This window comes from Micromonospora sp. NBC_01739 (assembly GCF_035920385.1).
Lineage (GTDB): Bacteria > Actinomycetota > Actinomycetes > Mycobacteriales > Micromonosporaceae > Micromonospora.
This window is the reverse complement of sequence record NZ_CP109151.1, coordinates 1,109,891-1,133,341: the sequence shown is the minus strand read 5'-3', so window position 1 is coordinate 1,133,341 and position 23,451 is coordinate 1,109,891. Positions and strand designations below refer to the sequence as shown.

Sequence of the window (23,451 nt, the reverse complement as noted above, 5' to 3'; positions counted from 1 at the left end):
GTCGACCACCACCTCGCCGAAACGGTCAAAGCGGGTCGGTACCCCCCTCGGGTACCGGGGTGAGGGCCCGGGCCAGGGCCTGCGGATCCGCGACGGTCACCGTCACCGCCGGGTGCCGCAGCCACCGGCCCGGCAGCAGGGCCGGCACCGGTCGCCCGAACCGTACGCAGACCCCCTGGGCGGTGCTGCTGCCGAAGGTGACCCCGATGTCGGCGGCCGACAGGTGCGGGCCGATGGCCCGCCACCAGCGGTACGGGCCGGTCGTCCGGACCCCCCACACGTTGTCCCGGCTGGTCCGCAGCCGCCAGGGACCGAACCGCACCGTCAGGTTCTCCGGGTCGACCTGCACCCAGGCGGTCGAGGGTCGGACCCCGAGCAGCGCCAGCAGGGGTCGCCACAGCGGATCGAAGCGGAAGCCGAAGCGCTGCCCGATCATCCGCGTACTCCCCGGCCGACTCGGTCCCCCGGGCGGGCGGGACGGTTCGGGGCGGCCGGGCGAGGCCTCGGCCGGGTCGCGGGACGGCGCCGAGAAGCAGGGGTCATGGTCGCGGCGTACCCGTGAGGGGCCGACCGACACCCCCCCGGGCCGGTCGACCCCGCACGCCCCCGGTGGTCCCGGTGGCGGACCGCCCCCGCGCTCCGCCCCACCGGGCGGGCGCGGGGACCCCCGTCTCCCGGCTACTGCAGAAGCGCCCCCAGAGGCGACAGCAGCAACCGGCCGAGCGCGGCGGCCGTCTCGTCGAGCCGCTTGCGCTCGCGTTCGTGTTGGCGCGGATCGTGACGGCACCGCCAGATCCGCTGCGCGTTGCGCCAGGCGACGTCCCGGGTGTAGCCGATCAGTTCGCCCTGGTACCAGTCGTCGATCTCCCCGTTGAGCATGTCGATCAGCAGTTGCCAGCGCTCCAGGTAGCCCCGACGCAGGCTGGGGATCTTGTCCGCGAAGATCTTGTTGATCTCCAGGTAGTCGCGGTGCTGGTCGCTACCGTCGACCGGCTCGGACTCCAGGTGATCGAAGGTGGTGACCAGGGCGAACGGCAGGTCGAAGTTGATGTGGGCGTTGACTCCGGCCGCCGCCGAGGGCAGCGGGCGGGCGTCCGGGCCCTGCATCCGCTCGAACAGGCAGGACCAGGCCTTGGGCGTACCCGGACTGGACTCGGTCCACAGCCGCAGCGCGTCGAAGTACCGGGCGGCGAACTCCACGTCCAGCCGGGCCAGGAAGGCCGGGTCGACGAACCGGTCGGCGTACAGGCCGTCCAGCACGCTGGTGGTGATGGTCAGGTACAGCTTGTTGAAGTCGGCCAGCGGGCAACTGTCCAGCAGCGGAGGCATCCGGACCAGCAGATCCTGCAACTTGGTCAGGTGGTCGACCACCGCCGGCACGTCCGCCGGGTGGTCGGCGAGCAGGTCCACGATGTCCCCGTGCACCGGCCCCCAGACCCGCTCACTCATGTCCCCTCCGCCCTGCTCGCCGCCCTGGTGCCGTGCGGCGCCAGGCTCAGCCTTTCAGGCGGATCACCCCGGTCACATCAGTAGAACTACGTATCCGAGACCTGCCCGCGACTACGTAGGTAGCTGGTGCTCGCCTGCACCCGGGTCCGGACCTGGAGCTTGTCGAAGATGTGCGAGACGTGCACCCCGATGGTGCGTTCGCTGATGAACAGCCGCTGGCCGATCTCCCGGTTGGTCAGCCCCTCGGCCATCGCGGCCAGCACCTCCAGCTCGCGGGGGGTCAGGGCGGCCAGAGCCGCGTCGCCCGGCCCGGCCGGGGACGGGCCGGGATCCTCAAGGGTCACCCGGGCCCGACCGGCCAGGGTACGGATCTCCTCGGTCAACGGCACCGCGCCGAGCCCCTGGGCCATCTCGTACGCCTGCCGCAGTAGCTTGCCCGCGGTCGCGGTACGCCGCCGACGGGTCAGCAACGCATCCGCCTGACGCAGTCGGGCGTACGCCGCCGGATAGGGATGGTTGCGCTGGTCCCACTCCGCAGCGGCCCGGGCCCACAGGTCCGGATCGGCCACCTCCAGCCGGCTGATCTCGGCGGCGCAGAGCACCAGATAACCGGAGATCACGTCGCGTACCTGCTGGGCCGCGCGCTCGCTCCGCTCGGCCACCCGGTCGGCGATCTGCCGCAACCGGCGCACCGCCTCATCGTCGACCGGCACCCGGTCGGCCTTCGCCTCCGCCTCGGCACGCAGGCCGTGCCAGACCAGCACGACGAGGATGACCAGGTCGTCGGAGCGGGTCTCGGTCAACCCCCGCTGCACCGCGTGCCGGGCGACATCATGGCGGCGCTGCCACATGGCCAGCCCGGCCCGCAGGGTGAGCAGCGGAAAGACGTGTCGGGCACCCCCACCGGCCAGCATGGTGGCCACCGCGTCCAGGTCCCGGTCGGCCGCCTCGATGTCGCCGCAGCCGACCGAGAGACGGCAGCGGGCCAGCAGCAACTCCACCGCGTCGGTCCCGCTGGGGCGGTGCCGCAGGGCCGCGGCGACCACCTCCGCCGCCTCGGCCCACTGCCCCACCCGGAACAGCCCGTTGGTGGCGATGGCCAGCAGCCGGGTCGCGTAGCTGCGCCCCAACCCCAGCTCGGCCACCCGCTCGGCGCCCCGGCGGGCCACCACCACCCCCTCCTCCAGGCGGTTCAGCGGCCCGGTGAGCAACTCCGCCAGATGCAGGTAGGCCAGGGCGACGTCCTCCGGACGGCCGGCGGTCTCGGCGGTCGCCAGGGCCCGGCGCAGCACCGCCAACCCGGCGTCCGGATCCTGGCGGTACGCCTCGGAGAAACCCAGCGCCATGCTGGCCAGCACCAGCTCGGTGGTGGCCTGACCGGCGTGCTCGGCCAGGCTCAACGCCTCCTTGGCCCACTGGCCGGCGTCGGCGTACCGGCCCAGTTGCAGCAGCAGCTCGGCCAGGCGCGCGGCGGCCGTGGCCCGTTGCCGAGGGCTGCAGTCGGCGGCGTCCAGGGCACGCTGGTACTCCGCCTCGGCCAACGCCGAGCGACCCGCCGCGGCCAGGTAACGGGCCCGACGGATGTGCAGCTCACACTCGGGACGGTCGGTGTCGATCTCGGCCAGTCGTTCGAGCAGGGTCAGCGCGCGGGCGTACTCACCGCAGTGGTGGGCCGCTTCCGCCGCGTGCCCCAACAGCACCGCCCGCTCGGCATCGGGCAGGTCCTGGGACAGTTCCACCGCTACCGACCAGTGCCGGTGCGCCTCCGCGTAGCCGTACAGCCGCTCCGCCTCCTGGGCCGCGGCCATGGCCGCCGGCAGGGCCCGCTGCGGCTCGCCGGCCAACCGCCAGTGGTGGGCCAGCCGGGCCTGGTGCAACTCCCCCGGCGCCCCGGTCAGGGCCTCCGCGTAGCGGCGGTGCAGCACGGCCCGCTCGGCGGGCAGCAACTCGTCCTCCAGCACCTCGGCCACGAGGCGGTGCCGCAGGCGGTAGCCGTCCTGGGAGCCGACCACCAACCGGTGGGCCACGGTGGCCCGGACCGCCTCCAACAGCTCCTCTTCGGGCAGTCCCAGCACCTGGGCCAGCAGCCAGTGCTCGACCGGCTCCACCCCGACGGACACCGCGTGCACGACCCGGTGCGCCGGCTGAGGCAGCGCGTCCACCCGGGCCAGGAAGACCTCCCGCAGGGTGTCGGAGAGCCCGTCGCGGCCGTCGCGCAGATCGCGGGCCAGTTCCTCGACGACGAAGGGGTTGCCGCCGCTGCGCCGACACAACCGCTCCACCGCCTCGGGGGGCAGCGGCCGGCCCACCACCGCGGCGGCCAGTTGCTCGGCGGCGGCCCGGTCCAGCGGGGCCAGGTCCAGCACCTGCACCGACCGCAGCCGACGCAGCTCGGTGAGCACCCGACGCAGCGGATGCGCACCCTGCAGGGACTCCGAACGCACCGCCGCCAGCACCGACAGCTGAAGGTCACCGAGACCGGCCAGCAGGTACAGCAGCAACTGCCGGGTGGTCCGGTCCACCCATTGCAGGTCGTCGAGGACCAGCACCACCGGTCGGCCGTCGGCGATCACGCTGAGCCCTCGGGCGACCCGCTCCAGCAGGGCCCCCGCGCCGTCCGGGCCCGCGGCCTCGTCGGCGAACATCGCCAGCAGCGCCCGGACCGAGGCGGCGGCGGCCGGGGACAGGTCGGCGTCGAGGCGGCGCAACGCCTGCCGGAGCGGGTGCAGGGGCGAGGCGTCGCCGATGTCCAGACAGGAGCCGGTGAGCACCAGGGCACCCGCCTCGCCCAGCCGTCGGCCGAGTTCGCGCAGCAGCCGGGTCTTGCCAACCCCACTCTCACCGGTGAGGAAGACGGCGGCCGTGCCGGCCGGCGGCACGTCGTCGAGCAGCGCGGCCCGCGTCGCCGCCACCAGGTCGGCCCGACCGACGAGCGGTGTGCTGTCCACGTCGCTGGCCATGGCTCGCAGCCTAGTCACAGCCGCCGGTCGCCCTCTACCACCGCGGGAGCCTGCTCACCGCCCGCCTCCACATTGCGACCGACCGGTTTCGCAGGTCGGACATACGTCGTTCTGCCGATCCGCCGGTCAGACCCGCGATGGCAGTCTCCCCGGCAACGTCGACCCACATCTGCAGGAGAGGCGGGTGCGTCTCGATGCCCATGTCCACCATCGTCCGCGCATGCGGGTCGACCAGCCGAAGGCCCTGGTCGACGACCGAGGAGCGGCGGATCGTCACCGTGCTCTTCGTCGACATCGTCGGCTCCACCGAGCTGGTCGGCCGACTTGATCCGGAGGAGATCCGCACCCTGCAACGGGTCTACTTCGGCACGGTCGCCCGGATACTGCGCCGCTGGGACGGCGCGGTCGAGAAGTACGTCGGCGACGCCGTGATGGCCCTGTTCGGGGCACGGCACGGGGACGGGTGGCAGGCGTACCGGGCGGTGCGGGCCGGCCTGGAGATCCAGCGGGCCCTGGACCGCCGTAGCTCCACCCTGGCCCCCGGCCTGCGGGTGCGGGTAGGGGTGGCCACCGGCGAGGCGGTGGTGGACCTGGGGATCCGGCACGACGGTGGGCACGGGGTGGCCAGTGGCGCGGTGACCACCCTGGCCGCGCGGTTGCAGGGGTACGCGCCTCCCGGTGGGGTGGCGCTCTGCCCGGCCACCCACCGGGCGGTGCACGGCCTGATCGCCCAGCAGCCGGCCCCGGCGGTGACCGTGGCCGGCCGGGCCGCCCCGATCGAGATCTGGCACGCCACCGGCACCCTGCGTCCCACCCCACCCCCGGCCGAGGTGCCCCTGTTGGGCCGGGTCCGGGAGCTGGCCACCGCCCAGGACCACCTGAACCGGGCGGTACGCGGACACGGCCCCCGGGGCCTGCTGCTGACCGGTGCGCGCGGGTCCGGCCGCAGCCGGTTGCTGGGTGAGCTGGTCCGGCGGGTCACCACGGTGGACGGCAGGCCGATCCGCTGGTGCGTGACGGCCTGTCCCCCGCATCCGGACGGTCCCCTGACCCCGGTGGTGGACCTGCTGCGCGGGCTGGCCGGGGTCCGGGACACCGACGACCCCGCGACCGTACGCCACCGCCTCTCCACCGCCCTGCACGGTCAGGTGTCGCCGCAGCGCCTGGCGGCTACGGCGGAGGCGGTGACCGGGGCAGCCGGCAGCACCGGGGCCCGGGCGGCGGCCTGCTGGCGGGAGGTGCTGCTGGACCTGGCCCGACGACAACCCGTGGTGGTGGCCGTCGACGATCTCGACCGGGCCGCACCGGCCCTGCGACACCAACTGGATCTGCTGCTGGACCAGGCCTCGGCCGGGGGTCTGCCGTTGGCGCTGGTGGCGACCGGCACCGAGCAGGTGACCGGGTGGGCCCGGGTGCGGTTGCGTGCCCTGGACCCGGTGACCACCGGCCGGCTGCTGCGTCGACTGCTGCGCCGGGCGGGACGGCCGATCGCCCTGGTCCCGCACCTGATCCCCCTGGTCGGCGGCAACCCCGGACACGCGGTCGCGTACGTGGAGGCCCTGGACTCCGACACCTCGGCCCCGGCCGTACCGGAGAGCGTGCGGAGGGTGGTCGACGCCCGGCTGGACCGGCTCGACGATCCCCTGCGGGTGGCCCTGCTGGCCGCCACCGTCTCGACCCACCGCTCGGCGGCCCGGCTGGCGCACACGGTGGGTTGGTCGGTGCGGCGGGCCCAGGGGGCGCTGTGTGCCCTGGCCGTGGCGGGGCTGCTCGTGGCCCTGCCGACCGGCGGGTACCGGTTGGCCGATCCGGTGCTGGGTGAGGTCGCCGCCGCCCGGCTGACCCGCAGGCTGCGGGCCACCTTCGCCCGCCGGGCCGCCACGGCCACCGTGGACCAGCCGGAGGAGGGGTGCCAGCCGACACCCTCCTCGGTCGCCACCCCCGCCCGGCGGTGGCGGTCCGGCAGTGGTCCGCGGGCGGCCGGTGCCGCACCGGCCCGGCCGGGTGGATCAGCCTGGGTGGCCGGCGACCGCCCCGGCGCTGTCCTGCCTCGGCACCAATGCGTCGTCGCCGACCGCAGCCGGGCCCAGGGCTCGGCTGTGGCCCCGGAACTCGGCCACCACCTGCCCGTTCGCGCGGGTCACCGTGACGTCGTAGATCCCGCTGCGCCCGTACCGGGTGCGCTCGGTGGCGCGGGCCAGCAGCAGGTCACCCTCGAAGGCCGGGCGGACGAAGGTGATCTCGCCACCGGCGGCCACGGTCACCGGTCCGTGACTGTTGCAGGCCAGGGCGAAGGCGGTGTCGGCGAGCAGGAACACGAAGCCGCCGTGGGCGATGCGGTGTCCGTTGACCATCTCGGGGGTGATCCGCATCCGGGCCACCGCGGCACCCTGCGCCGCCGTGATCAACTCAATGCCGAGCCGGTTCGAGGCGACATCGGCTTCGAACATCTCATGCGCGGCGGTGCGCTGCGGTTCCACCTGACTCCTGAGGCCGTGCGGTCGGGCGGACCCCGCCCGGGGGACGACCATGTTATCGCCGGTGGCAGGGGCCGCCGGCACCCGCCGACGGCCCCAGGATCATCGCCCTGCCACCTGGCCGCCCTCTCCGCCGCCGACTTCACCGAGGTCGGCACCCTCCCCGGGGACCGACCGATCTTGGTACGAAAGTGCCCCTCCAAGGGCGGTTTCGTACCAGGATCTCGACTCAGCGGGGCGGGCGGGCGGCGGGGACCAGGGCCAGGGTGGGCAGCAGGAGGATCGGCACGACCAGCAGGGCGTGCAGGGTGCCCACCCGGTCGCCGAGCAGGCCCAGCAGGGGCGGCCCGGCCAGGAAGGCGGTGTAGCCGATCACCGCCACCACACTGACCCGGACGTGGGCGTGTTCCTCCTCGTCGGCGGCGGCGCTCATGCCGACCGGGAAGCCCAGCGAGGCCCCCAGGCCCCACAGCAGCACCCCGAACACCGCGATCGGGCCGGAGCCGGCCAGCACCGCCAGGGCGGCCCCGACGATGGCGAGCCCGATGGTGGCGGTCAGCACCGGCCCTCGCCCCCACCGGTCCAGGGCCACCGTGCCGAGGGTGCGACCCACCGTCATGCCGACCACGAAGAGGCCGAAGACCGCCGCCCCGGCCGCCTCGCCGAAGCCGTACCCGTCGATGAAGGCCACCGCCAGCCAGTCGTTCGCGCTGCCCTCGGCGAAGGCCACCGCCAGCACCAGCAGACCGATGAGCAGGGTGCGGGGCTCCCGCCAGGCGGCGAACAGGCGGCGGCGACGGTCCGCCGGAGTGCTGGGCTGCGCCTCCGGCTCGACCGCCAGGAAGGCCCGCGCCCCGAACAGGGTGCCGACGAGCACCAGGGCGGCCAGGACGCTGAGGTGCACCCCGATCGGCGCCCCCAGCCGGGCCGCCAGCGCCCCGATCCCGGCACCGGCCACCCCACCCAGGCTCCAGGCGGCGTGGAAGCGGGGCAGCACCGTACGCCCCAGCCGCCGTTCGACGGCCGCACCCTCGATGTTCATCGCCACATCGCAGCTGCCGGAGCCGTACCCGAGGCCGAACAGGCCCACGGCCACTCCGGCCAACGAACCGAGCACGCTTGCCGACACCCCGGCGATGGTCAACCCGACCGTCAGGATCAGAGTGGACAGCATCACCGCGCGGGCCGTGCCGAGGCGCTGGGTGACCAGGCCGGCGGTGGGCATGGCCACGATGGAGCCGGCGGACATGGCCAGCAGGAGCAACCCCAGGCGCCCGGGGGTCAGGTCCAGGCCGTCGCGGACCGCCGGCACCCGGGCGAACCAGGTGGCCACGGCCAGCCCGTTGAGGGCGAACACCACGGCGACACCGTTGCGGGCGGCCAGCACGGCGCGGGACGGGCCGGTTCCGACCGGCGGGGCCGTGGGGATGGCGCTGGGATCCACGTGTTCGCGTTCCTCTCCTGGTGCTGACCTTCGCCACGATCCCACACCTGGGAGCGCTACCAGAACAATCCTCCCGGTCCTTACCGACCGGCCCTGCGGCGAGGCATGATGCGCTCGAGACACCCGCACGACGGCACCGGACAGGCAACGGGGAGCACAACATGACGACAACACGACGGCACGCCACCCTGGAGGATGTCGCCCGTGCGGCCGGGGTGTCCCGGTCGACGGCGTCGCGGGTCCTCGCCGAGACCGGCTTCGCCTCACCGGTCGCCCGACAGCGGGTGCGCGACGCCGCCGACCGGCTCGGCTATGTGCCCAACCCGGCGGCCAGGGCGCTGGTCCGGGGTGCCGGCGTACGCCTGCTGGTGGCGGTGGCCGGCGCCTCGCCGACTGTGCTCGACGACAGCTACCTGGACCAGGTGGTCAGCAGCACCGCGCAGGTCTGCGCCCCGTACGGGCTGGGGGTGACGGTGGCGTGGGTGCCGCTGGACCAGCCGGGACAGCTGGCCCGGCTGGCCGACGATCGTGCGGTGGCCGGTCTGCTGCTGGTCAACACCACGGAAGCGTTGCTCGATGTGGTGCCGCGCCGTCTGCACGGGCGGACCGCCTCGATCGGCATCGGTTCGACGGCCGTACCCTCGGTGGACATCGACAACGGCGGCGGCACCGGCGCGATCGTCCGCCACCTGTACGCCGCCGGCCGTCGGCGGATCGCCATGGTGACCGGCCCGGCCTGGCTGGCCTGTTCCCACCGCTCCGTGGAGGCTTACCGGGGCGTGCTGCGGGCGGCCGGCCTGCCGATCCGGGAGGTGGCCGGTGACTTCAGTGTGGCGCGCGGCCGGCAGGCCGCCCGGGAGGTGCTGCACCGCTGGCCGGACACCGACGCGATCGTCGGGGTCAGCGACGCGACCGCGCTGGGGGTGATCGACCAGTTGCGGACCGACGGGGTACGGGTGCCCGCCGACGTCGCGGTGACCGGGTTCGACGACATCCCGCTGGCCTCGGTGACCGCCCTGACCACGGCGAGCCATCCGGTGCGGCGGATCGCCAGGGCAGCCGCGAGCATGGTGCTGGAGCAGCGTCCGGCACCGCCGGTGACCCTGTTCCCGTCGTCGCTGGTGCTACGCGAAACCGCCTGAGCCTCGGCACGCCGCTCAGCTGGTGAGGGCCCGCAGCAGGTCACGGACGGCCGCGCCGGGCGGGCGTGCCACGGACGAACTGGCCCTGGTACGCGAACACTTCGGCCACTGGCACGATCCGATTCCCGCGCTGCTGGCCGCCACCGCACCGGAGGCGGTACTGCGGCACGACCTTTACCACCTGGCCACGCCCCTGCCCCGTTACGTGCGGGGCCGGTTGGCGCTGCTCGGCGACGCCGCGCACGCCATGATGCCCAACCTCGGGCAGGGCGGCTGCCAGGCGATCGAGGACGCGGTCACCCTGGGCGCCGTGGCCGACCCCGGCACCGAGGTCCCGGCGTTCCTGCACGCGGCGGCGCCCCCGCAGCCAGGCCATCGCGCGGGCGGCGGCCCAGATGGCGCGGTACGGCCAGAACTTGCGCAATCCGGTGGCGGTCGCGGTACGTGACACCCTGGCCTGGCTGGCACCCGACCGGACGGCCCTGCGCAGCATGGCACGTCATGCCGACTGGCGACCTCCGGCGATCACCTGAGCCCCGAACCCTTCAGAATATCGATTCATGCGCCTTGCGCCCTCGGCTGAATGTGACTGACCATCGGTAAGATCGGCGACTTGCTTATGACTGATCGCTGACTGATGGCTCGGCCGGAAAGCGCACACACTGTGCCCATGAGAAGTGGGAGCGGGCGCAGCAGGACACTCCAGGGTGTCGCGTGCCTGGTCCTGCTGGCGGCCCTTTCCGGCTGCATGCAACTCAATATCGGGCTGACCGTCAAGGCGGACGACACGGTCAGCGGGCAACTCCTGCTGACCGCCGAGCGCAAGGTCCTGACCTGGAACAATCAGACCGTCGAGCAGGGGTTCGCCGACCTTCGGCAGAACATCCCCGCGCTGCCGCCCGGCCCCGAAACGCCGTACGCGACCGACACCCACTTCGGTTTTCAGATCAACTACCGGAATGTGCCGCTCGATCAATTCGACAGCGAAAGCCTGCGCATCGTCCGGGCGAACGACCGATACGTCTTCACCCTGCCGCTTGATCCGAAAAAGTACGGCGGGAAAGTGGCCGAGCAGGACCCGGAGAATCAAGCCAGATTCATGTCGTTGATGTCTTTCGAGATCGCCGTGACCTTCCCCGGCCGCGTTCTCGACGTCAACGCCGGCGGCCAGGTCAACGACCGGACGGTGACCTGGCGGGTCAACCCCAACGAGCCCAAGCCGGCCGAACTACGTGCCGTGGCCGAGGCGCCACCCCGACCCTCCGCCGCCGCGGACACCGACGCCACCGGCGGGCTGCCGTGGCTGCTCATCACCGCCGGCGCGGTGGTGCTGCTGCTCGGCGCCCTGCTGGTCGTCCTGCTGCTGCGCCGACGCCGCGCAACCGGCGACTCGACCACGGCCACCGAAGCCACCCGCAGTGGGGCCGGCGAAGTGACCACGGCCACCGACGGCGGTGGGGCCGGTGACGCCACCACGGCCGTCGAACCCACTGACGGTGCGCCCGCAGCCACTCCGGCCGCGCCGCGCACCACGATTCCCGGTCCGCCGGGTGCCGGCTGACCTGGCCGGCTGCCGCCCGCCCGGACGGACGGACGGACACTCTCCTCCCCACCCCGCACCACCCGATCGAAGGGAGATCGGCGATGAACGATCTCTTCACCTGGGCCGCGCTGGGCAGCCTAACCGGCGCGAGCGCCGCTACCCTGCTCACCACGAACGTCATCGGGGGCCTGATCGGCCCCAGCGCCGACACAGCGCGCAAGTGGATAGCGCTGGGCATCGCGCTCGCGCTGTCGTACCTCACCGCGGCCTTCGCCACCGACGCGGGCCCGGAGAAGTGGATCATCGCGTTCTTCAACGGGCTGGTCATCTTCTCCGCCGCCCTCGGCATCAACCAGCTGCCCCCCGGCAACCGGCAGGCGACCCCGATCCAACTGGCGCAGGGCAACGAGCCCCGCTTCATCCGCTCCTGGGCCTGAACGGAGCAGGGTCATGGTCTTCGGCATCATCAGCGCCGCCGTGCACGTCGCCGCCGGGGCGGTGTTCGGTCACCTCGTCGGCGGCATCGTCGGGCTGCTCGTCGGCGCCACCCTGGGCCTGCTGGTCGGTGGGGTCTTCGGCTGGGCGATCGCGTCGGCCCGGGTCTACGGACCGGACCCGCGAGGGGTGTTCCTGTTCGTGGTCGACCACACCTGGAGCCTGCCGAACACCGGCGTCGGCGCGCTCTACCTGGCCGTACACCTGCTGTTCGGTCATTCCCTGGACCGCACCACCTCCGCGCACAGTTGCCGGGTGAACGTCCTGGAGGGGGTCTCCCCCCGGTACGCCACCACCCTCGGCACGGTCTGCGCCGGGTCCGGGCCGGGCATCCAGCGGCACGAGGACGTGCACATCTTCCAGGCCCGGCTGCTCGGGCCGCTCTACATCCCGCTGGTCGTGGCCAACTACGTGCTGTTCACCATCGCCCCGGTGTGGCTGCTCTACCACGACCACGCGGGCGCGCCGATCAACCGGTTCACCCGGTACTTCGAGATCGGGGTCTACCCGCACGTGTGGAACGAGGCCATCGCGTACCGCATTCAGGGGACCCCACCGCGATGAGCGGGCCCGGTCCGATCGAAGGCGCCACAGCCGACCTGGCGGGGTGGCTGACCGGGGCGGCGGGCGACGCCGTCGCGGTCGGCCCACCCGGGCCGGACAGCGACCCGACCGGGCTGACCCTCTGGCCGCTGGAGCTGCGACCGGCCCGGCAGACCCGGGGCACCGGTGGATCGGAGCCCTACCGGTTCACCGTCCGCTACCTGCTCGCTGCGGGTGGGCCGCAGGCCCTGGCGGCGCTGGACCGGGTGCTGGTGGCGACCACCACGAGCGGCCACACCCTGACCCTGGAGGCCGGTGACCCGGCACTGTGGACGACCTTCGGTACCCCGCCCCGACCGGCGCTGCTGATCGACGTGCCGGTCCAGGTCACCCCGGAGCGCCGGCCGGCCGCGCCGGTCCTGCACCCCCTGCGGCTGCGCCAACTGGACATACTGACCTTCGACGGCCGGGTGGTCGGCCCGGCCGCGCAGCCACTTGCGGCCATGCGGGTAGAGGTCGTCGGTCAGGCGTACGCGACCCGCACCGACTCCGCCGGCCGGTTCCGGATCGTCGGGGTACCCCACGACCCCGAGAGCCCCGGCCCGGTACGGCTGCGACTCACCGGCCGGGGTCAGGTGCTCACCGCCGAGGTCGACCCGACCGAACCCGACATCGTCATCGTCTGCGCCCCACCGGCCCACTGATCCACCGACACCCGATTCCGGGAGGACCGATGCCCACCTACTTCTCACCCGGCATCTACGTCGAGGAGGTGCCCGGCGCCGCGCGACCGATCGGACCGGTCGGTACCAGCACCGCCGCCTTCGTCGGTGTCGCGCCGCACCGCACCGCACACCTCGGCGAGGCCCTCGCCGTGAACAACTGGACGGACTTCCTGCGCCTGTACGCCGACGGCGACGAGTTGGAGAGCACCCCGCTGGCCCGGGCCGTCTTCGGTTTCCTGGACAACGGCGGTACCCGCTGCTGGGTGGTCAACGTCGGGGAGGGTGGCGCGGTCACCGGCACCGGCCGCAAACGGGCCGGCCTGGACCTGCTGGAGGCCGTCGACGAGGTCTCCATCGTGGCCACACCCGGCTTCCACGACCCGGTGGCGTACGAGGCCCTGCTCAGCCTGGCCGAACGTACCCGCACCATGGTGGCCATCTGCGACCCCCCGCCGGACGTCGAGGACATCTCCACCCTGACCCGGGTCGCCACCCCCGGCTCCACCCGCCCGACCAAGCCGAGCGACACCACCGACCCGGACACCCCGGCCGCCGGTGGGGGCCCGGTGTCGCATCGTCCCCGGCAGTCGGACTACGCCGCCCTCTACTACCCCTGGCTGCGGGTACGCGATCCGCTCTCCGGTGAGCTGGTGCTCACCCCGCCGAGCGGGCACGTGGCCGGCATCTGGGCCCGCACGGACGCCCTGCGCGGGGTGCACAAGGCACCGGCCAACGAGCCGGTACGCGGCGCGGTCGACCTGGGTCACCTGGTCACCCGGGCCGAGCACGACGTGCTCAACCCCAAGGGGGTCAACGTGATCCGCTACTTCCCGGGCGAGGGCATCCGGGTCTGGGGCGCGCGTACCCTCGCCGCCGAGGCCAGCGAGTGGCGTTACCTGAACGTACGCCGACTCTCCATCGCCATCGAACAGGCCATCGCCAACGGCACCCGCTGGATGGTGTTCGAGCCGAACGACTTCACCCTGTGGCGCTCGATCCGTCGGGACATCGGCGCCTTCCTGACCCGGGTCTGGCGCGACGGGGCCCTGCTGGGCCGTACGCCGGAGGAGGCGTTCTTCGTCAAGTGCGACGAGGAGACCAACCCGGCCGACGTCCGCGACGCCGGGATGGTGGTAGCCCACATCGGCATCGCCGTGGTGAAGCCGGCCGAATTCGTGGTGTTCAAGCTCAGCCAGTGGGCCGGTGGCACCGAGACCGAGACGATTGGAGGCTGACATGCCGACCACGGCCACACCCCAGCCGGGCGCCCCGGTCGACCCGTACCGCGCCTACAACTTCAAGCTGCTGGTCAACGGGGTCACCAACGGCCACTTCACCGAGGTCAGCGGCCTGGAGGTGAACATCGCGGCGGTACCGTACCGGGAGCAGGGCAACGACCGGATCCGGATGATCCCCGGCCAGGTCGAGTACGGCCCGGTCACTCTGCACTTCGGCCTCACCTCCTCCCGGGAGTTGTGGGACTGGGTGCACGCGGTGGCCCGTGGCACCGTCAATCGCCGCAACGTCTCCGTGGTGCTGCTGGACTCCGCCGGCACCGCCGAGGTGCTGCGCTGGAACCTGATCAACGCCTGGCCGACGAACTGGCGCGGCGCCCACCTGAACACCCTCAGCCAGGAGATCGCCATCGCGGCACTGACCCTGCGCTACGAGAGCCTGGAACTGGAGGCCGGCGGTGCCGCGCCGACGACCGCTTAGCCGGCTGGCCGACCTGCTGCGATCCGCCGCACAGGCCGTGGACCGCTTCGCCGCCCCAGCCTCCCCCGCGACGGCCCGGCCGGCAGCCGATGCCACGGACCGCCGTCCGGGCCAGCCACCGGAGCACTGGCTGCGGGTGGTCGAAGCACACGCCCCGGGCCTGCTGCGCGACCTGGCCCTCGACGGCCCGCCGCCGGCCACGCCGGTGTCGGCCAACGGCAGGTCGAACGCCGGCGACACCATCGTCTCGCCCCACGATCCGACCACTCTGAACCATGCCCCACCCCCGGCCCCGTTCCCGCCCTCGGCCCTGGCCTCGGTCCCGCCCTCGGTCCCGGCCCCGGTCTCGGCCCCGGATCAGGCGTCGGGCCCGCGTCCGGGTCAGGCCTCGGCCCCACCCGCGGTTCCCGGGCATACCTCCACCGCCCCCTTTGCTCTGCCTCAACCGACGCAACGGCCACTGTCCGGATACCGGACACCGGGCATTGCGTGGAGTGAAGCAGAGCAAAGGGGGGTGGGAGGAGTAGGCCGGGCCGCTCAGGGCGCTGCGGGAGGGGGACCCAAGCCGGCGAGGGCTGTCGTGAGTCCGGTCGAGTCCGGTCGGGTCGGGCCGGAGGGCATCGACATGACCATGGCCCGGGATGGTGAAGCGATGCCGAGGTACGGCACAGACAGCATCGCAGGGGGCAGCATCTCCGAGGGCTGCACCGCAGTGGGCGGCGGATCGGGGGGCAGGAGCGCGGAGGGCGCCGGGGCGGGCCGCAGCGACGAGGACCGGGGAGAGTCACCTCGGGCGCTCGGCGGGCTGGATGGCAGCGGGGCAGCTCCGATCCCACGGCTGCCGGTAACGGGGCGACGGGTGGATACGTCAGATCGGCCGTCGTCGGCGCGGGCTCCGTTGGGTGCCGCGATCAGCCCTCGGCCGGGGACTGTCGCGTCGACCGGGCACGGCGGACCTGGCGGGTGGGGTGAGGGCACCTACCCGGCCCGGGTCGGCCGCTGGCTTCGGGCGGTCGATGATCTGAGCACCGCGCAGGACAGGCAGCAGGTCGCCGACCCGCCCGTGACCGGGGGCCGACCAGGCGGTCGTGTCGTGGTCGGGGACGGGCTGTGGCCGGGCGCTGGGACACCAGGTGGCCTCGCAGGGACAACCGACGTCACCCGGCAGGCGGACGTCACCGGGCGGAGGGATGTCACCGGGCGGAGGGATGTCACCGGGCCGGCGGATGTCGCAGGGCGGGCCCAAGCCACCCGGCAGGCCGATGCCCCCGGACGGACCGATGGCATGCGGTGGGCCGACGTCACGGCGCGGGCTGACGTCACGCGCTTTACCAGGGAAAAGCGCGGCAACAGCGACGGGCAGGGGCGCAGAGCCGGTGCCGAGCGGTTGACCGGGGACGGAGGGCCGTGGCCGGACCTCGATCGGACGGATCAGGCGGATCGGCCAGGTCGGGCGGGTCGGGCGGGTCGGGCGGGTCAGCGGCGGGTGGTGGCCGGGCCGTGGCCGAGGTTGCCCGATGACGCTCCGCTGTGGTCGGTGCCGGAGCCGGCCGGGGACGAGGTCGCGCACCGGGGTCGGCTCGACCGGGAACAGGCGGGTGAGTGATGGAACGGGTGGCCTTCCTCATCGACGCCACCGGCGAGCGGATCGACTGCCTGCTCAACCCGGAGAGTGTCGAGGTGACCCGGCTCGCCGGGGTACGCCGTCGGGGCACCGGCGGCACCCAGCTCACCGGGGCCGGTCGGGCCGACGATTCGTTGGTCTTCACCGGCGGTGGGCGTACCGAACTGGTCCTCGATCTGCTGTTCGACACCGATTTCGCCGAGGGTCAGGTGCGCCCCGCCGACGTGCGGGAACTGACCCGGCCGTTGTGGCTGCTGGCGGAGAACTCGGCGGTGGAGCACGGCTGGGTGCGGCCCCCGCTGGTCCGGCTGGTCTGGGGCAAGACCTGGAACGTGCCGGGGGTGATCGTCGCCGTGGCGGAACGGTTCGACGCCTTCACCGCCACCGGATCACCGCGTCGGTCCTGGCTGCGACTCAAGCTGGTCCGGGTCACCGAGGACGCCGACCGAGCCCGGGAGGGCTTCGCGGAGGAGTTGGCCGCCGCACAGACCCCGGCCGTCGCGCCGGGCACCACCGTGGTCGCCGCCGGTGACGGCAGCGGCTCGGCCGACTCCTCCGGCGTACGTTTCGATCTGCTCGCCCACGACGCGCTGGGGTCGCCGCTGCGGTGGCGGCTGCTGGCCGAACACAACCGGATCACCGACCCCCTGACCCTGCCCCCTGGCACCCCCCTGGCCGTGCCGCCGCTGCCCGAGACCACGGTCGCCGGAGGTGGGCGATGACCGATGTGGCGTCCCGGGCGCTGATCATGCTGATCGACGGGGTCGCGTTGTCCGAGGCGTTGCCCGGTCAACTGCGTACCGTCCGGGTGGCCGCCCGACTGAACCGCCCCACCCAGTGCGAGGCGGTGTTGACGACCGCCCCCGGTCCGGCGGCCCTGACCGGCCCGGTACGCCTCGGGGCCAGCCTGCAGATCCGGCTCGACGGGCACCCGGAGACCCTGTTCAGCGGCGAGGTCACCGCCGTCGAGGTGGAGTACCACCCCGACGGCGGCGCCACCCTGCGGGTTCGGGGGTACGACCTGCTGCACCGGCTGCGCAAGCGGCAACGGTTGCGGGTCTTCGAGTCGGTCACCGCCGCCGACCTGGCCGGTGAACTCTGCGCCGATCTGGGGCTGCGGGTCGAGGCGGAGTCCGAGGGGCCCCGGCTGGAACGGCTGACCCACCACCACGCCAACGACCTGGACCTGCTGCTGGCGGTGGCCGGCCGGGCCGGGCTGCACCTGACCGTCCACGAGGGTGTGCTGCACCTGGTGACCCTGCGGGGTCAGGGCGAGCCGGTCCCCCTGGCCCTCGGCCACCGGGTGCACGACCTGCGGCTGTCCGTCAACGCCGACACCGCCGCCGGGGAGAGCACCGCCCTGGGCTGGCACCCCCAGCGGGCCGAACCGATCGCGCAGAGCACCGCCACCCCGCGCTGCGGACGCCGTACCCCGGTCGAACCGGATCCGGCCGTGGTCGGCGCGGAGGGCGCCCGTACCGCGTTGGACCAGCCGGGGCGCAGCGACGACGAGATCGCCGCCCTCGCCCAGGCCCGCCTGGATCTGCGGGCCGCCGCCCTGGTCACCGCCGAAGGTACGGCCGAGGGTGACCCGGCCCTGCGGCCGGGCCGCCGGGTGCTCCTGGCCGGGGTCGCCGAGGCGGTCGCGGGCAGCTACGTCCTCACCGAGGTGGTGCACACCCTGGACGCCGACGGACATCTGACCCGGTTCTCCACCGCTCCCCCGCCACCACCGCCGGCCGGGCCGCCCGCACCGGCGGTGGTCACCCTGGGCACGGTCACCGATGTGGCCGACCCCGCCGGGCTGGGTCGGGTACGGGTGGAGTTGCCCGCCTACGGCGGGGCCGACGCCGGCTGGCTGGGGGTGCTCTGCCCCGGAGCGGGCCCGGGAAAGGGCCTGGTGGCGCTGCCCGACCCGCAGGACCGGGTGCTGGTGGCGCTGCCCGGCGGCGAGCCGGCCTCCGGTGTCGTCCTGGGCTCCCTGTTCGGGGCGGTCGAGCCGTACGACACCGGGATCGACGAGGGCCGGGCCCGGCGGTGGTCACTGCGGACCGCCGGTGGGCAGCAGGTGGTCATCGACGACGTGACCCGCAGTCTGCGGTTGAGCACGGAGGCCGGGAGCTGGTTGGAGCTGACCCCCGAACTGGCCACCCTGCACGCCGCCACCGACCTGGTGCTCTCCGCCCCAGGGCGAGCCATGGTGGTGCGGGCCCGCAGTGTCGACTTCCTGCACGCCGAGGCGGTCGAGGACCCGGACACCGCCGCCGAGCAGGCCCGCTCCCTCGCCCGTGCCCACCACGACGGAGGCCGCTGATGCGCTGGATAACCCGCGACTCCGTGATCAGGTGCGACCACGACGGCCGGGTCAGCAACCAGCCCTCGCAGCGGTGGGTGACCCTGGCCGGGGTCCCCGCCCTGGTGGCCGACGACCCGTTGGGTCGGCCGGTCGCCGCCTGCCCCAACTACGGCGCCACCGTGAAACCCTGCACGAAGACCGAACCGGTGGCGGTCGGCTACAGCCACTGGATCCGGGTGGACGGTCGCCCGGTCGTGCTGTCCCACCTCGAGGGGTTCACCGACGGTAGTCCCCCGGGTCAGGTCACCTACCGGGTCCGCGATCCTCGGCAGCGGTTCGTGGGGGCCGACCGATGAGGGCGATCAGGTTCGTCGGTGCCGGCTTCGACCCGGGGCGGGGCGGCGGGCTGGGGCTCACCGCGGCCGGTGGGCTGGCCATGACCGACGGCGACGAGACCGTACGCCAGGCGTTGTTTCTGCTGCTGTCCACCACCCCGGGTGAGCGGCTGATGCGACCCGGCTACGGCTCCCGGCTGCACCGGCTGGTCTTCGCGCCGAACGACGACACCACGGCCGGTCTGGCCATCCACTACGTGCGGGCGGCCATCGCCCGCTGGGAGCCCCGCATCGACGTACTCGATGTCGACGCCGGTCCCGACCCGGAGGACGCCTGGCGGCTGGTGATCCGGCTGGACTACCGGATCCGGGCCAGCCTGGCCCCCGGTCACCTGGTCTTCTCCGTGGACCTGCTGCCGGTCGACGAGGAACCTTCCGCCGCACCCGGCCCCGAGGAGGGGCGATGACCCTGCCCGTGCCGCACCTGGACGACCGCAGCTTCCTGGATCTGGTCACCGAGGCCCGGGAGCGGATCCAGCAGTCCTGTCCCGGCTGGACCGACCTGTCCGCGCACGATCCCGGCATCGCCCTGCTGGAGGCGTTCGCGCACCTGACCGAGGTGATGATCTACCGGCTGAACCAGTTGCCGGAGAAGGCGTACGTGGCCTTCCTGAACCTGCTCGGGGTGACCCGGCACGCGCCGAGCGCGGCCTGGGCGCAGGTGCGTTTCACCCGGACCGGGTCGGACGAGACGCCGCTGCGGATCCCGGCCGGTACCCGGGTGGCCGCCGCCCGGGGCGCAGACCCCAGGCCGGTCGTCTTCGTCACCTGTGAACCGGCCTCGCTGGGGGTCGGCGAGCAGGAGGTGACCGTACGGATGCACCACTGCGAACTCGTCGAGGCGGAACTGCTGGGGGTGGGCACCGGGGCACCGGGGCAGGTGCTGCGGGCGGCGCGGGCACCGTTGGCGCGTACCGCCGAGGCCTGGGATCTGCTGCTCGGGGTGGAGGTGCCGGCCGGGTCGGTGGAGTTGGGGGCGGCGGCCCGGGAACACCAGGGCCGCATCTTCGAGGTCTGGCGGCCGGTGGACAGCTTCGCCGGTCTGGGTCCCCAGGACAAGGCGTACCTGGTGGACCGCTGCTCCGGCACGATCACCTTCGCCCCCGCCCTGGACCTGCGGACCACCGAACCGGGGTCGCTGCGCTTCGGCGACGGCCCGGTCGCGGCCGTGCCACCGGCCGGGCGGCAGGTGCGGCTGTGGTACCGCGCCGGGGGCGGACCCACCGGCAACGTGGCAGCCGGCACCCTGACCAGTCTGCGGGATCCGCTGCCCGGGGTGAAGGTGGTCAACCCGCTGCCGGCGGTCGGCGGCCGGGAGATGGAGAGCATGGAGTCGGTGCTGCTGCGCGGGCCGTACGCCTTTTTCGCCCAGCAGCGGGCGGTGACCGCCCGCGACTTCGAGGTGCTGGCCACGGCCGCCGGTGGGGTGGCGCGGGCCCGGGCCTTCACCCGGGCCGCCGTCTACAGCTTCGCCCGCCCGGGTGAGGTGGAGACCGTGCTGGTGCCGTACGTGCCGCCGCAGGCCCGGCCGGGCGGTGGGCTGCCGGTGCAGGTGCTGCGCGAACACGAGGTGGAGGAGACCCGGCTGCGGGTCGAGGCGGATCTGGAGCGGCGTCGGTCCCTGGGCACCACCTGCCGGGCCAGTTGGGCCCGGTACAAGGCGGTATCGATCCGGGCCCGGGTGGTGGTCCGCGGGGAGGAGGACGTCGAGGCGGTCCGTCGACGCATCCACGACCGGCTGCACCAGACCCTGAGCCCGTTGCCCACCGCCCTGAACCCGACCGGGTGGGCCTTCGGCGAGCCGCTGCGGGCCTCCAATGTGTACCGGCTGCTGGAGCACGCCGAGCCGGGGGTGCGCTACGTCGAGTCGGTGCGGTTCGTGGTGGACGAGGCCCCGGACAACCAGGTGCGTACCCTGGCCGCCGACCAGTACCAGCCGAACACCTGGTACGCCGGCAGCGCCGAGGTGCTGTTCCGCTCCACCAACGCCGGTGCCGGCTGGGAGCCGGTCGGCCGCTTCACCGGGGAGACCGTGCAGCGGGTGGCCCCCGCTCCCGCCCCGGTCCGACCGGGCATCGTCGCCCGCCCCGGCTCGGTGGCGGTGGCCACCGTACGCACCGGTGGTGGTTCCCGGGTGCATTTGAGCACCGACCTGGGGGAAACCTGGTCCCTGCTGGCCGACCTGGAGGCCCGGATCAGCGACCTGGCCTGGATCGACCGGGACGGCGCCGGTGCCCTGCTGGTCGCCACGGACACCGGCCTGTACGAGGTGTCCCTGCTGCCCGGCGCGGTGCCGTTGCAGATCCTGGTCGACCCGGCCGACGCCGATCGGGGCTTCTACGCGGTGCGGGCCTTCGTCTCCGAACGGGGCGCCCCCGGGGTGGCGGTGGCGGCCCAGGCCGGGTTCGGGGTGTACCTGTCGGGCAACGCCGGCCGTCCGGGCAGCTTCACCCACGTCGGGCTGGCCAATGTGGACAACCGGGTGCTGGCCGTGCAGTACGACGGCCCGGCCACCCTGCTGTGGAGCGGCACCGGTGAGCCGGATCCGAAGAAGCCCGGACAGGGCTGTTTCCGGGCCCGGCTGTTCGAGTCCGACGTCAAGTGGCAGGCGATGCAGGGCGGGTGGATCGGCGGTACCTGCCGGGATCTGACCTTCAGCGGCAGTGTGGCGTTGGCGGCCACCCAGAGCGGCGGGGTGCTGCGGCTGGACACCCTGGCCGGCCAGCCGCAGTGGGCCTCCGTGTCGGTCAACTGCGGGCTGCCGCTGCGCGACCGGACCCGGTTCATGCCGGTGGACGCGGTGGCCGCCGCCTCCGGGACCCCGCGACTGATCCTGGCCGGCGGGGAACGGGGGGTGTTCCGCAGCACCGAGGCGGTGGACTGGTCGGCCAGCGCCAACCAGGCCACGGCCGACGTGGTGACCGTGCCGGACACCTGGCTGCTCTGCTCCGGCGAGCACGACATAGAGGTGGTGCGCCACGATGCGGCGAGCGGGCATTGAGCGGCTGCTGCCCGCGGCGTACCAGCGGGCCTGCGTACCGGGCAGCGTGCTGTGGGCGCTGCTGGAGGTGATGGAGGGGCTGCACGCCCCGGACGAGGCCGTACTGGCCGAGGTCGAGGCCCTGTTCACGCCCTACCAGGCGCCCGGGGAGATGGTGGCCTACCTGGCCCGGTGGGTGGCGATGGACCACCTGGTCGCCGCCCCCCGGCGGGACGCTCCCCTGCTGCTGCCGCTGAGCCGACTGCGGGACCTGGTGGCGCACGGCGCCCGTCTGGCGGCCTGGCGGGGCACCCCGTACGGGCTGCGCACCGCCCTGGAACTGGCCACCGGGGTCACCGGTTTCGTCCTGGACGAGCCGGCCGACCGGCCCTTCCACGTGGTGGTCCGGGTGCCGGCGGACGCCGCCGGGCAGTTGGCCCTGATCGGTCGCATCGTCGAGGCGGAGAAGCCGGCCGCGGTCACCGCCGAGATCGTGGTCACCGCCGCCCCCGCGCCCGGCCGGGCGGTCGGCCGGGCCACCGTCGGACCCAGCCCAGCCGTCGCTGACCTTGTCGATCCTGCTCCGGAGGAGCCGTCATGACCACCGAATGGACCGTCGTCGCCGCTGCCGAGCAGTTCACCCTGGACGCCCGCAACGCCGGGGAGTTGACCTTCACCGTCTCCAACCCGGGGCTCGCCCCGGACACGGTGGTGTTCGACGTGGCCCCCGGCGAGGGGACCCAGCGGGCCTGGTTCACGGTCACCGAACCCCAGCGGGTGGTGCCCGCGCAGGGCTCGGTGTCCTTCCTGGTACGCCTGGTGGTGCCGGCCGGGACTCCGCCTAGGCGCTACGACATGACCGGGTTCGCCTACTCGGCGAACACCGCCCCGGAGGAGAGTTCCCGCTCCAGCGGCCGGGTCACCTACGAGGTACGGGCGGTGGCGCCGCCGAAGCGTACGCCCTGGCCCTGGATCGCCGCCGCGGCGGCCCTGGTGCTCGTCGTCTCGGCCACGGTGGTGTTCCTGGTGACCCGGGGTGAGGATGCCCCGCCGCTGCCGCCCCGGGTGGTGACCGTCGAGGCGGAGACTCTGGTGCCCACCGCCGTCGTGGGGTCCCCGTCGAACTCCCCGGCGAGCGTCATCGTGCAGACCAGCTGCTGCCAGGTGGTCTGGTCGCAGGACGCCCAGTTGTTCTTCCTGGGCCGGGCGATCAACGACCGGGTGACCGTGCGGGTGGAACTGCCCGCCGAGGCCACCTGGCAGTTCTCTGCCGTGATGACCACCGCCCCCGACTACGCCAACGTGGCGTTCCTGGTCGACGGCCGGCAGGTCGGTGACCCGTTCATCGGCTTCACCCCGAAGGTGCGGATCACCGACTGGCTCGACGTGGCCCAGGTCCGCCTGGCCGCAGGCCCGCACGAGATCACCCTGGTGGTGATCGGCAAGACCCAGAGCACGGACCGCTACTTCGCCGGCATAGACACCATCCGCTTCACCGAACTCCCCCCATCCCCCCTCTGACCCGCCAGCCCCTGTCGATCAAGAGGTTTGCGTCAGAAATCAGCGCCACCCAGACGCAAACTTCTTGATCAACAGGGCGAAGGGCGGGCGCGGGAGAGGGCGGCGAGGGAGGGGGTTTGGGGTGAGGGTGACGGGCCGGGT

At 73.5% G+C, this 23,451-nt stretch carries 19 protein-coding genes and 2 pseudogenes; 16 read left to right on the top strand and 5 right to left on the bottom strand.

Annotated features, from left to right (window positions below):
• Window positions 1-25: 25 nt before the first annotated feature.
• The 3 genes from OIE53_RS05040 to OIE53_RS05030 all read right to left on the bottom strand — a co-directional run bounded on the left by OIE53_RS05040 (window position 26) and on the right by OIE53_RS05030 (window position 4,409).
• Window positions 26-436 (bottom strand): hypothetical protein, encoded by a 411-nt coding sequence (locus OIE53_RS05040; RefSeq protein ID WP_327025388.1) that lies wholly within the window; start codon window positions 434-436, stop codon window positions 26-28.
• A 242-nt stretch (window positions 437-678) separates the two neighbouring features.
• Entirely contained in the window at window positions 679-1,449 is a 771-nt protein-coding gene (locus OIE53_RS05035) for a DUF5995 family protein (RefSeq protein ID WP_327025387.1), read from the bottom strand.
• An 86-nt stretch (window positions 1,450-1,535) separates the two neighbouring features.
• Complete coding sequence (locus OIE53_RS05030) at window positions 1,536-4,409, bottom strand: helix-turn-helix transcriptional regulator (RefSeq protein ID WP_327025386.1); 2,874 nt, start codon at window positions 4,407-4,409, stop codon at window positions 1,536-1,538.
• Window positions 4,410-4,546: 137 nt separating this feature from the next.
• Between OIE53_RS05030 and OIE53_RS05025 the strand changes: the two are divergent.
• Window positions 4,547-5,770: pseudogene (locus OIE53_RS05025) on the top strand (AAA family ATPase); the annotation flags it as partial.
• Between the two features lie 717 nt (window positions 5,771-6,487).
• On the opposite strand, the pseudogene paaI reads toward OIE53_RS05025, so the two are convergent.
• Window positions 6,488-6,859 (bottom strand): annotated as a pseudogene (paaI, locus tag OIE53_RS05020) (hydroxyphenylacetyl-CoA thioesterase PaaI); the annotation flags it as partial.
• 256 nt (window positions 6,860-7,115) lie between these two features.
• On the bottom strand, window positions 7,116-8,330 hold the full coding sequence (locus tag OIE53_RS05015) for an MFS transporter (protein WP_393337835.1): 1,215 nt from the start codon (window positions 8,328-8,330) through the stop codon (window positions 7,116-7,118).
• Between the two features lie 161 nt (window positions 8,331-8,491).
• Between OIE53_RS05015 and OIE53_RS05010 the strand changes: the two genes are divergently transcribed.
• The 15 genes from OIE53_RS05010 (at window position 8,492) to OIE53_RS04940 (ending at window position 23,310) form a co-directional block, all read left to right on the top strand.
• On the top strand, window positions 8,492-9,472 hold the full coding sequence (locus tag OIE53_RS05010; protein WP_327025385.1) for a LacI family DNA-binding transcriptional regulator: 981 nt from the start codon (window positions 8,492-8,494) through the stop codon (window positions 9,470-9,472).
• Between the two features lie 22 nt (window positions 9,473-9,494).
• Window positions 9,495-9,920, top strand: coding sequence for an FAD-dependent monooxygenase (locus OIE53_RS05005; RefSeq protein ID WP_327025384.1), 426 nt, complete (start codon window positions 9,495-9,497; stop codon window positions 9,918-9,920).
• Between the two features lie 222 nt (window positions 9,921-10,142).
• Window positions 10,143-11,033, top strand: coding sequence for an LppM family (lipo)protein (locus tag OIE53_RS05000; protein WP_327025383.1), 891 nt, complete (start codon window positions 10,143-10,145; stop codon window positions 11,031-11,033).
• 83 nt (window positions 11,034-11,116) lie between these two features.
• Complete coding sequence (locus tag OIE53_RS04995) at window positions 11,117-11,452, top strand: hypothetical protein (protein ID WP_327025382.1); 336 nt, start codon at window positions 11,117-11,119, stop codon at window positions 11,450-11,452.
• Window positions 11,453-11,465: 13 nt separating this feature from the next.
• The gene (locus tag OIE53_RS04990; protein WP_327025381.1) at window positions 11,466-12,074 is read left to right on the top strand and encodes a glycine zipper family protein; all 609 of its coding nucleotides are present in this window, start codon (window positions 11,466-11,468) and stop codon (window positions 12,072-12,074) included.
• Window positions 12,071-12,757 (top strand): carboxypeptidase-like regulatory domain-containing protein, encoded by a 687-nt coding sequence (locus OIE53_RS04985; protein ID WP_327025380.1) that lies wholly within the window; start codon window positions 12,071-12,073, stop codon window positions 12,755-12,757. The genes OIE53_RS04990 and OIE53_RS04985 overlap by 4 nt, the downstream gene beginning before the upstream one ends.
• A gap of 29 nt (window positions 12,758-12,786) precedes the next feature.
• The gene (locus OIE53_RS04980) at window positions 12,787-14,013 is read left to right on the top strand and encodes a phage tail sheath family protein (RefSeq protein WP_327025379.1); all 1,227 of its coding nucleotides are present in this window, start codon (window positions 12,787-12,789) and stop codon (window positions 14,011-14,013) included.
• Window position 14,014: 1 nt separating this feature from the next.
• Complete coding sequence (locus tag OIE53_RS04975; protein ID WP_327025378.1) at window positions 14,015-14,494, top strand: phage tail protein; 480 nt, start codon at window positions 14,015-14,017, stop codon at window positions 14,492-14,494.
• Between the two features lie 1,605 nt (window positions 14,495-16,099).
• Window positions 16,100-16,840: a CIS tube protein gene (locus OIE53_RS04970; protein ID WP_327027087.1), complete on the top strand. Its 741-nt coding sequence runs from the start codon at window positions 16,100-16,102 to the stop codon at window positions 16,838-16,840.
• Window positions 16,837-18,432, top strand: coding sequence for a phage baseplate assembly protein V (locus OIE53_RS04965; protein ID WP_327025377.1), 1,596 nt, complete (start codon window positions 16,837-16,839; stop codon window positions 18,430-18,432). The genes OIE53_RS04970 and OIE53_RS04965 overlap by 4 nt, the downstream gene beginning before the upstream one ends.
• Complete coding sequence (locus OIE53_RS04960) at window positions 18,432-18,770, top strand: hypothetical protein (protein ID WP_327025376.1); 339 nt, start codon at window positions 18,432-18,434, stop codon at window positions 18,768-18,770. The genes OIE53_RS04965 and OIE53_RS04960 overlap by 1 nt, the downstream gene beginning before the upstream one ends.
• Window positions 18,767-19,216, top strand: a complete 450-nt coding sequence (locus OIE53_RS04955) for a GPW/gp25 family protein (RefSeq protein WP_327025375.1) — start codon at window positions 18,767-18,769, stop codon at window positions 19,214-19,216. Before OIE53_RS04960 ends, OIE53_RS04955 begins: the two co-directional genes overlap by 4 nt.
• Entirely contained in the window at window positions 19,213-21,810 is a 2,598-nt protein-coding gene (locus OIE53_RS04950; RefSeq protein WP_327025374.1) for a putative baseplate assembly protein, read from the top strand. Before OIE53_RS04955 ends, OIE53_RS04950 begins: the two co-directional genes overlap by 4 nt.
• The gene (locus tag OIE53_RS04945) at window positions 21,791-22,390 is read left to right on the top strand and encodes a phage tail protein (RefSeq protein WP_327025373.1); all 600 of its coding nucleotides are present in this window, start codon (window positions 21,791-21,793) and stop codon (window positions 22,388-22,390) included. The genes OIE53_RS04950 and OIE53_RS04945 overlap by 20 nt, the downstream gene beginning before the upstream one ends.
• Complete coding sequence (locus OIE53_RS04940) at window positions 22,387-23,310, top strand: hypothetical protein (RefSeq protein ID WP_327025372.1); 924 nt, start codon at window positions 22,387-22,389, stop codon at window positions 23,308-23,310. The genes OIE53_RS04945 and OIE53_RS04940 overlap by 4 nt, the downstream gene beginning before the upstream one ends.
• The last annotated feature ends 141 nt before the right edge of the window (window positions 23,311-23,451 follow it).

Coding starts and splice junctions, on each gene's coding strand:
- OIE53_RS05040 (WP_327025388.1), bottom strand. CDS start 436: ATGATCGGGCAGCGCTTCGGCTTCCGCTTCGATCCGCTGTGGCGACCC.
- OIE53_RS05035 (WP_327025387.1), bottom strand. CDS start 1,449: ATGAGTGAGCGGGTCTGGGGGCCGGTGCACGGGGACATCGTGGACCTG.
- OIE53_RS05030 (WP_327025386.1), bottom strand. CDS start 4,409: ATGGCCAGCGACGTGGACAGCACACCGCTCGTCGGTCGGGCCGACCTG.
- OIE53_RS05010 (WP_327025385.1), top strand. CDS start 8,492: ATGACGACAACACGACGGCACGCCACCCTGGAGGATGTCGCCCGTGCG.
- OIE53_RS05000 (WP_327025383.1), top strand. CDS start 10,143: ATGAGAAGTGGGAGCGGGCGCAGCAGGACACTCCAGGGTGTCGCGTGC.
- OIE53_RS04995 (WP_327025382.1), top strand. CDS start 11,117: ATGAACGATCTCTTCACCTGGGCCGCGCTGGGCAGCCTAACCGGCGCG.
- OIE53_RS04990 (WP_327025381.1), top strand. CDS start 11,466: ATGGTCTTCGGCATCATCAGCGCCGCCGTGCACGTCGCCGCCGGGGCG.
- OIE53_RS04985 (WP_327025380.1), top strand. CDS start 12,071: ATGAGCGGGCCCGGTCCGATCGAAGGCGCCACAGCCGACCTGGCGGGG.
- OIE53_RS04980 (WP_327025379.1), top strand. CDS start 12,787: ATGCCCACCTACTTCTCACCCGGCATCTACGTCGAGGAGGTGCCCGGC.
- OIE53_RS04975 (WP_327025378.1), top strand. CDS start 14,015: ATGCCGACCACGGCCACACCCCAGCCGGGCGCCCCGGTCGACCCGTAC.
- OIE53_RS04970 (WP_327027087.1), top strand. CDS start 16,100: ATGGAACGGGTGGCCTTCCTCATCGACGCCACCGGCGAGCGGATCGAC.
- OIE53_RS04965 (WP_327025377.1), top strand. CDS start 16,837: ATGACCGATGTGGCGTCCCGGGCGCTGATCATGCTGATCGACGGGGTC.
- OIE53_RS04960 (WP_327025376.1), top strand. CDS start 18,432: ATGCGCTGGATAACCCGCGACTCCGTGATCAGGTGCGACCACGACGGC.
- OIE53_RS04955 (WP_327025375.1), top strand. CDS start 18,767: ATGAGGGCGATCAGGTTCGTCGGTGCCGGCTTCGACCCGGGGCGGGGC.
- OIE53_RS04950 (WP_327025374.1), top strand. CDS start 19,213: ATGACCCTGCCCGTGCCGCACCTGGACGACCGCAGCTTCCTGGATCTG.
- OIE53_RS04945 (WP_327025373.1), top strand. CDS start 21,791: ATGCGGCGAGCGGGCATTGAGCGGCTGCTGCCCGCGGCGTACCAGCGG.
- OIE53_RS04940 (WP_327025372.1), top strand. CDS start 22,387: ATGACCACCGAATGGACCGTCGTCGCCGCTGCCGAGCAGTTCACCCTG.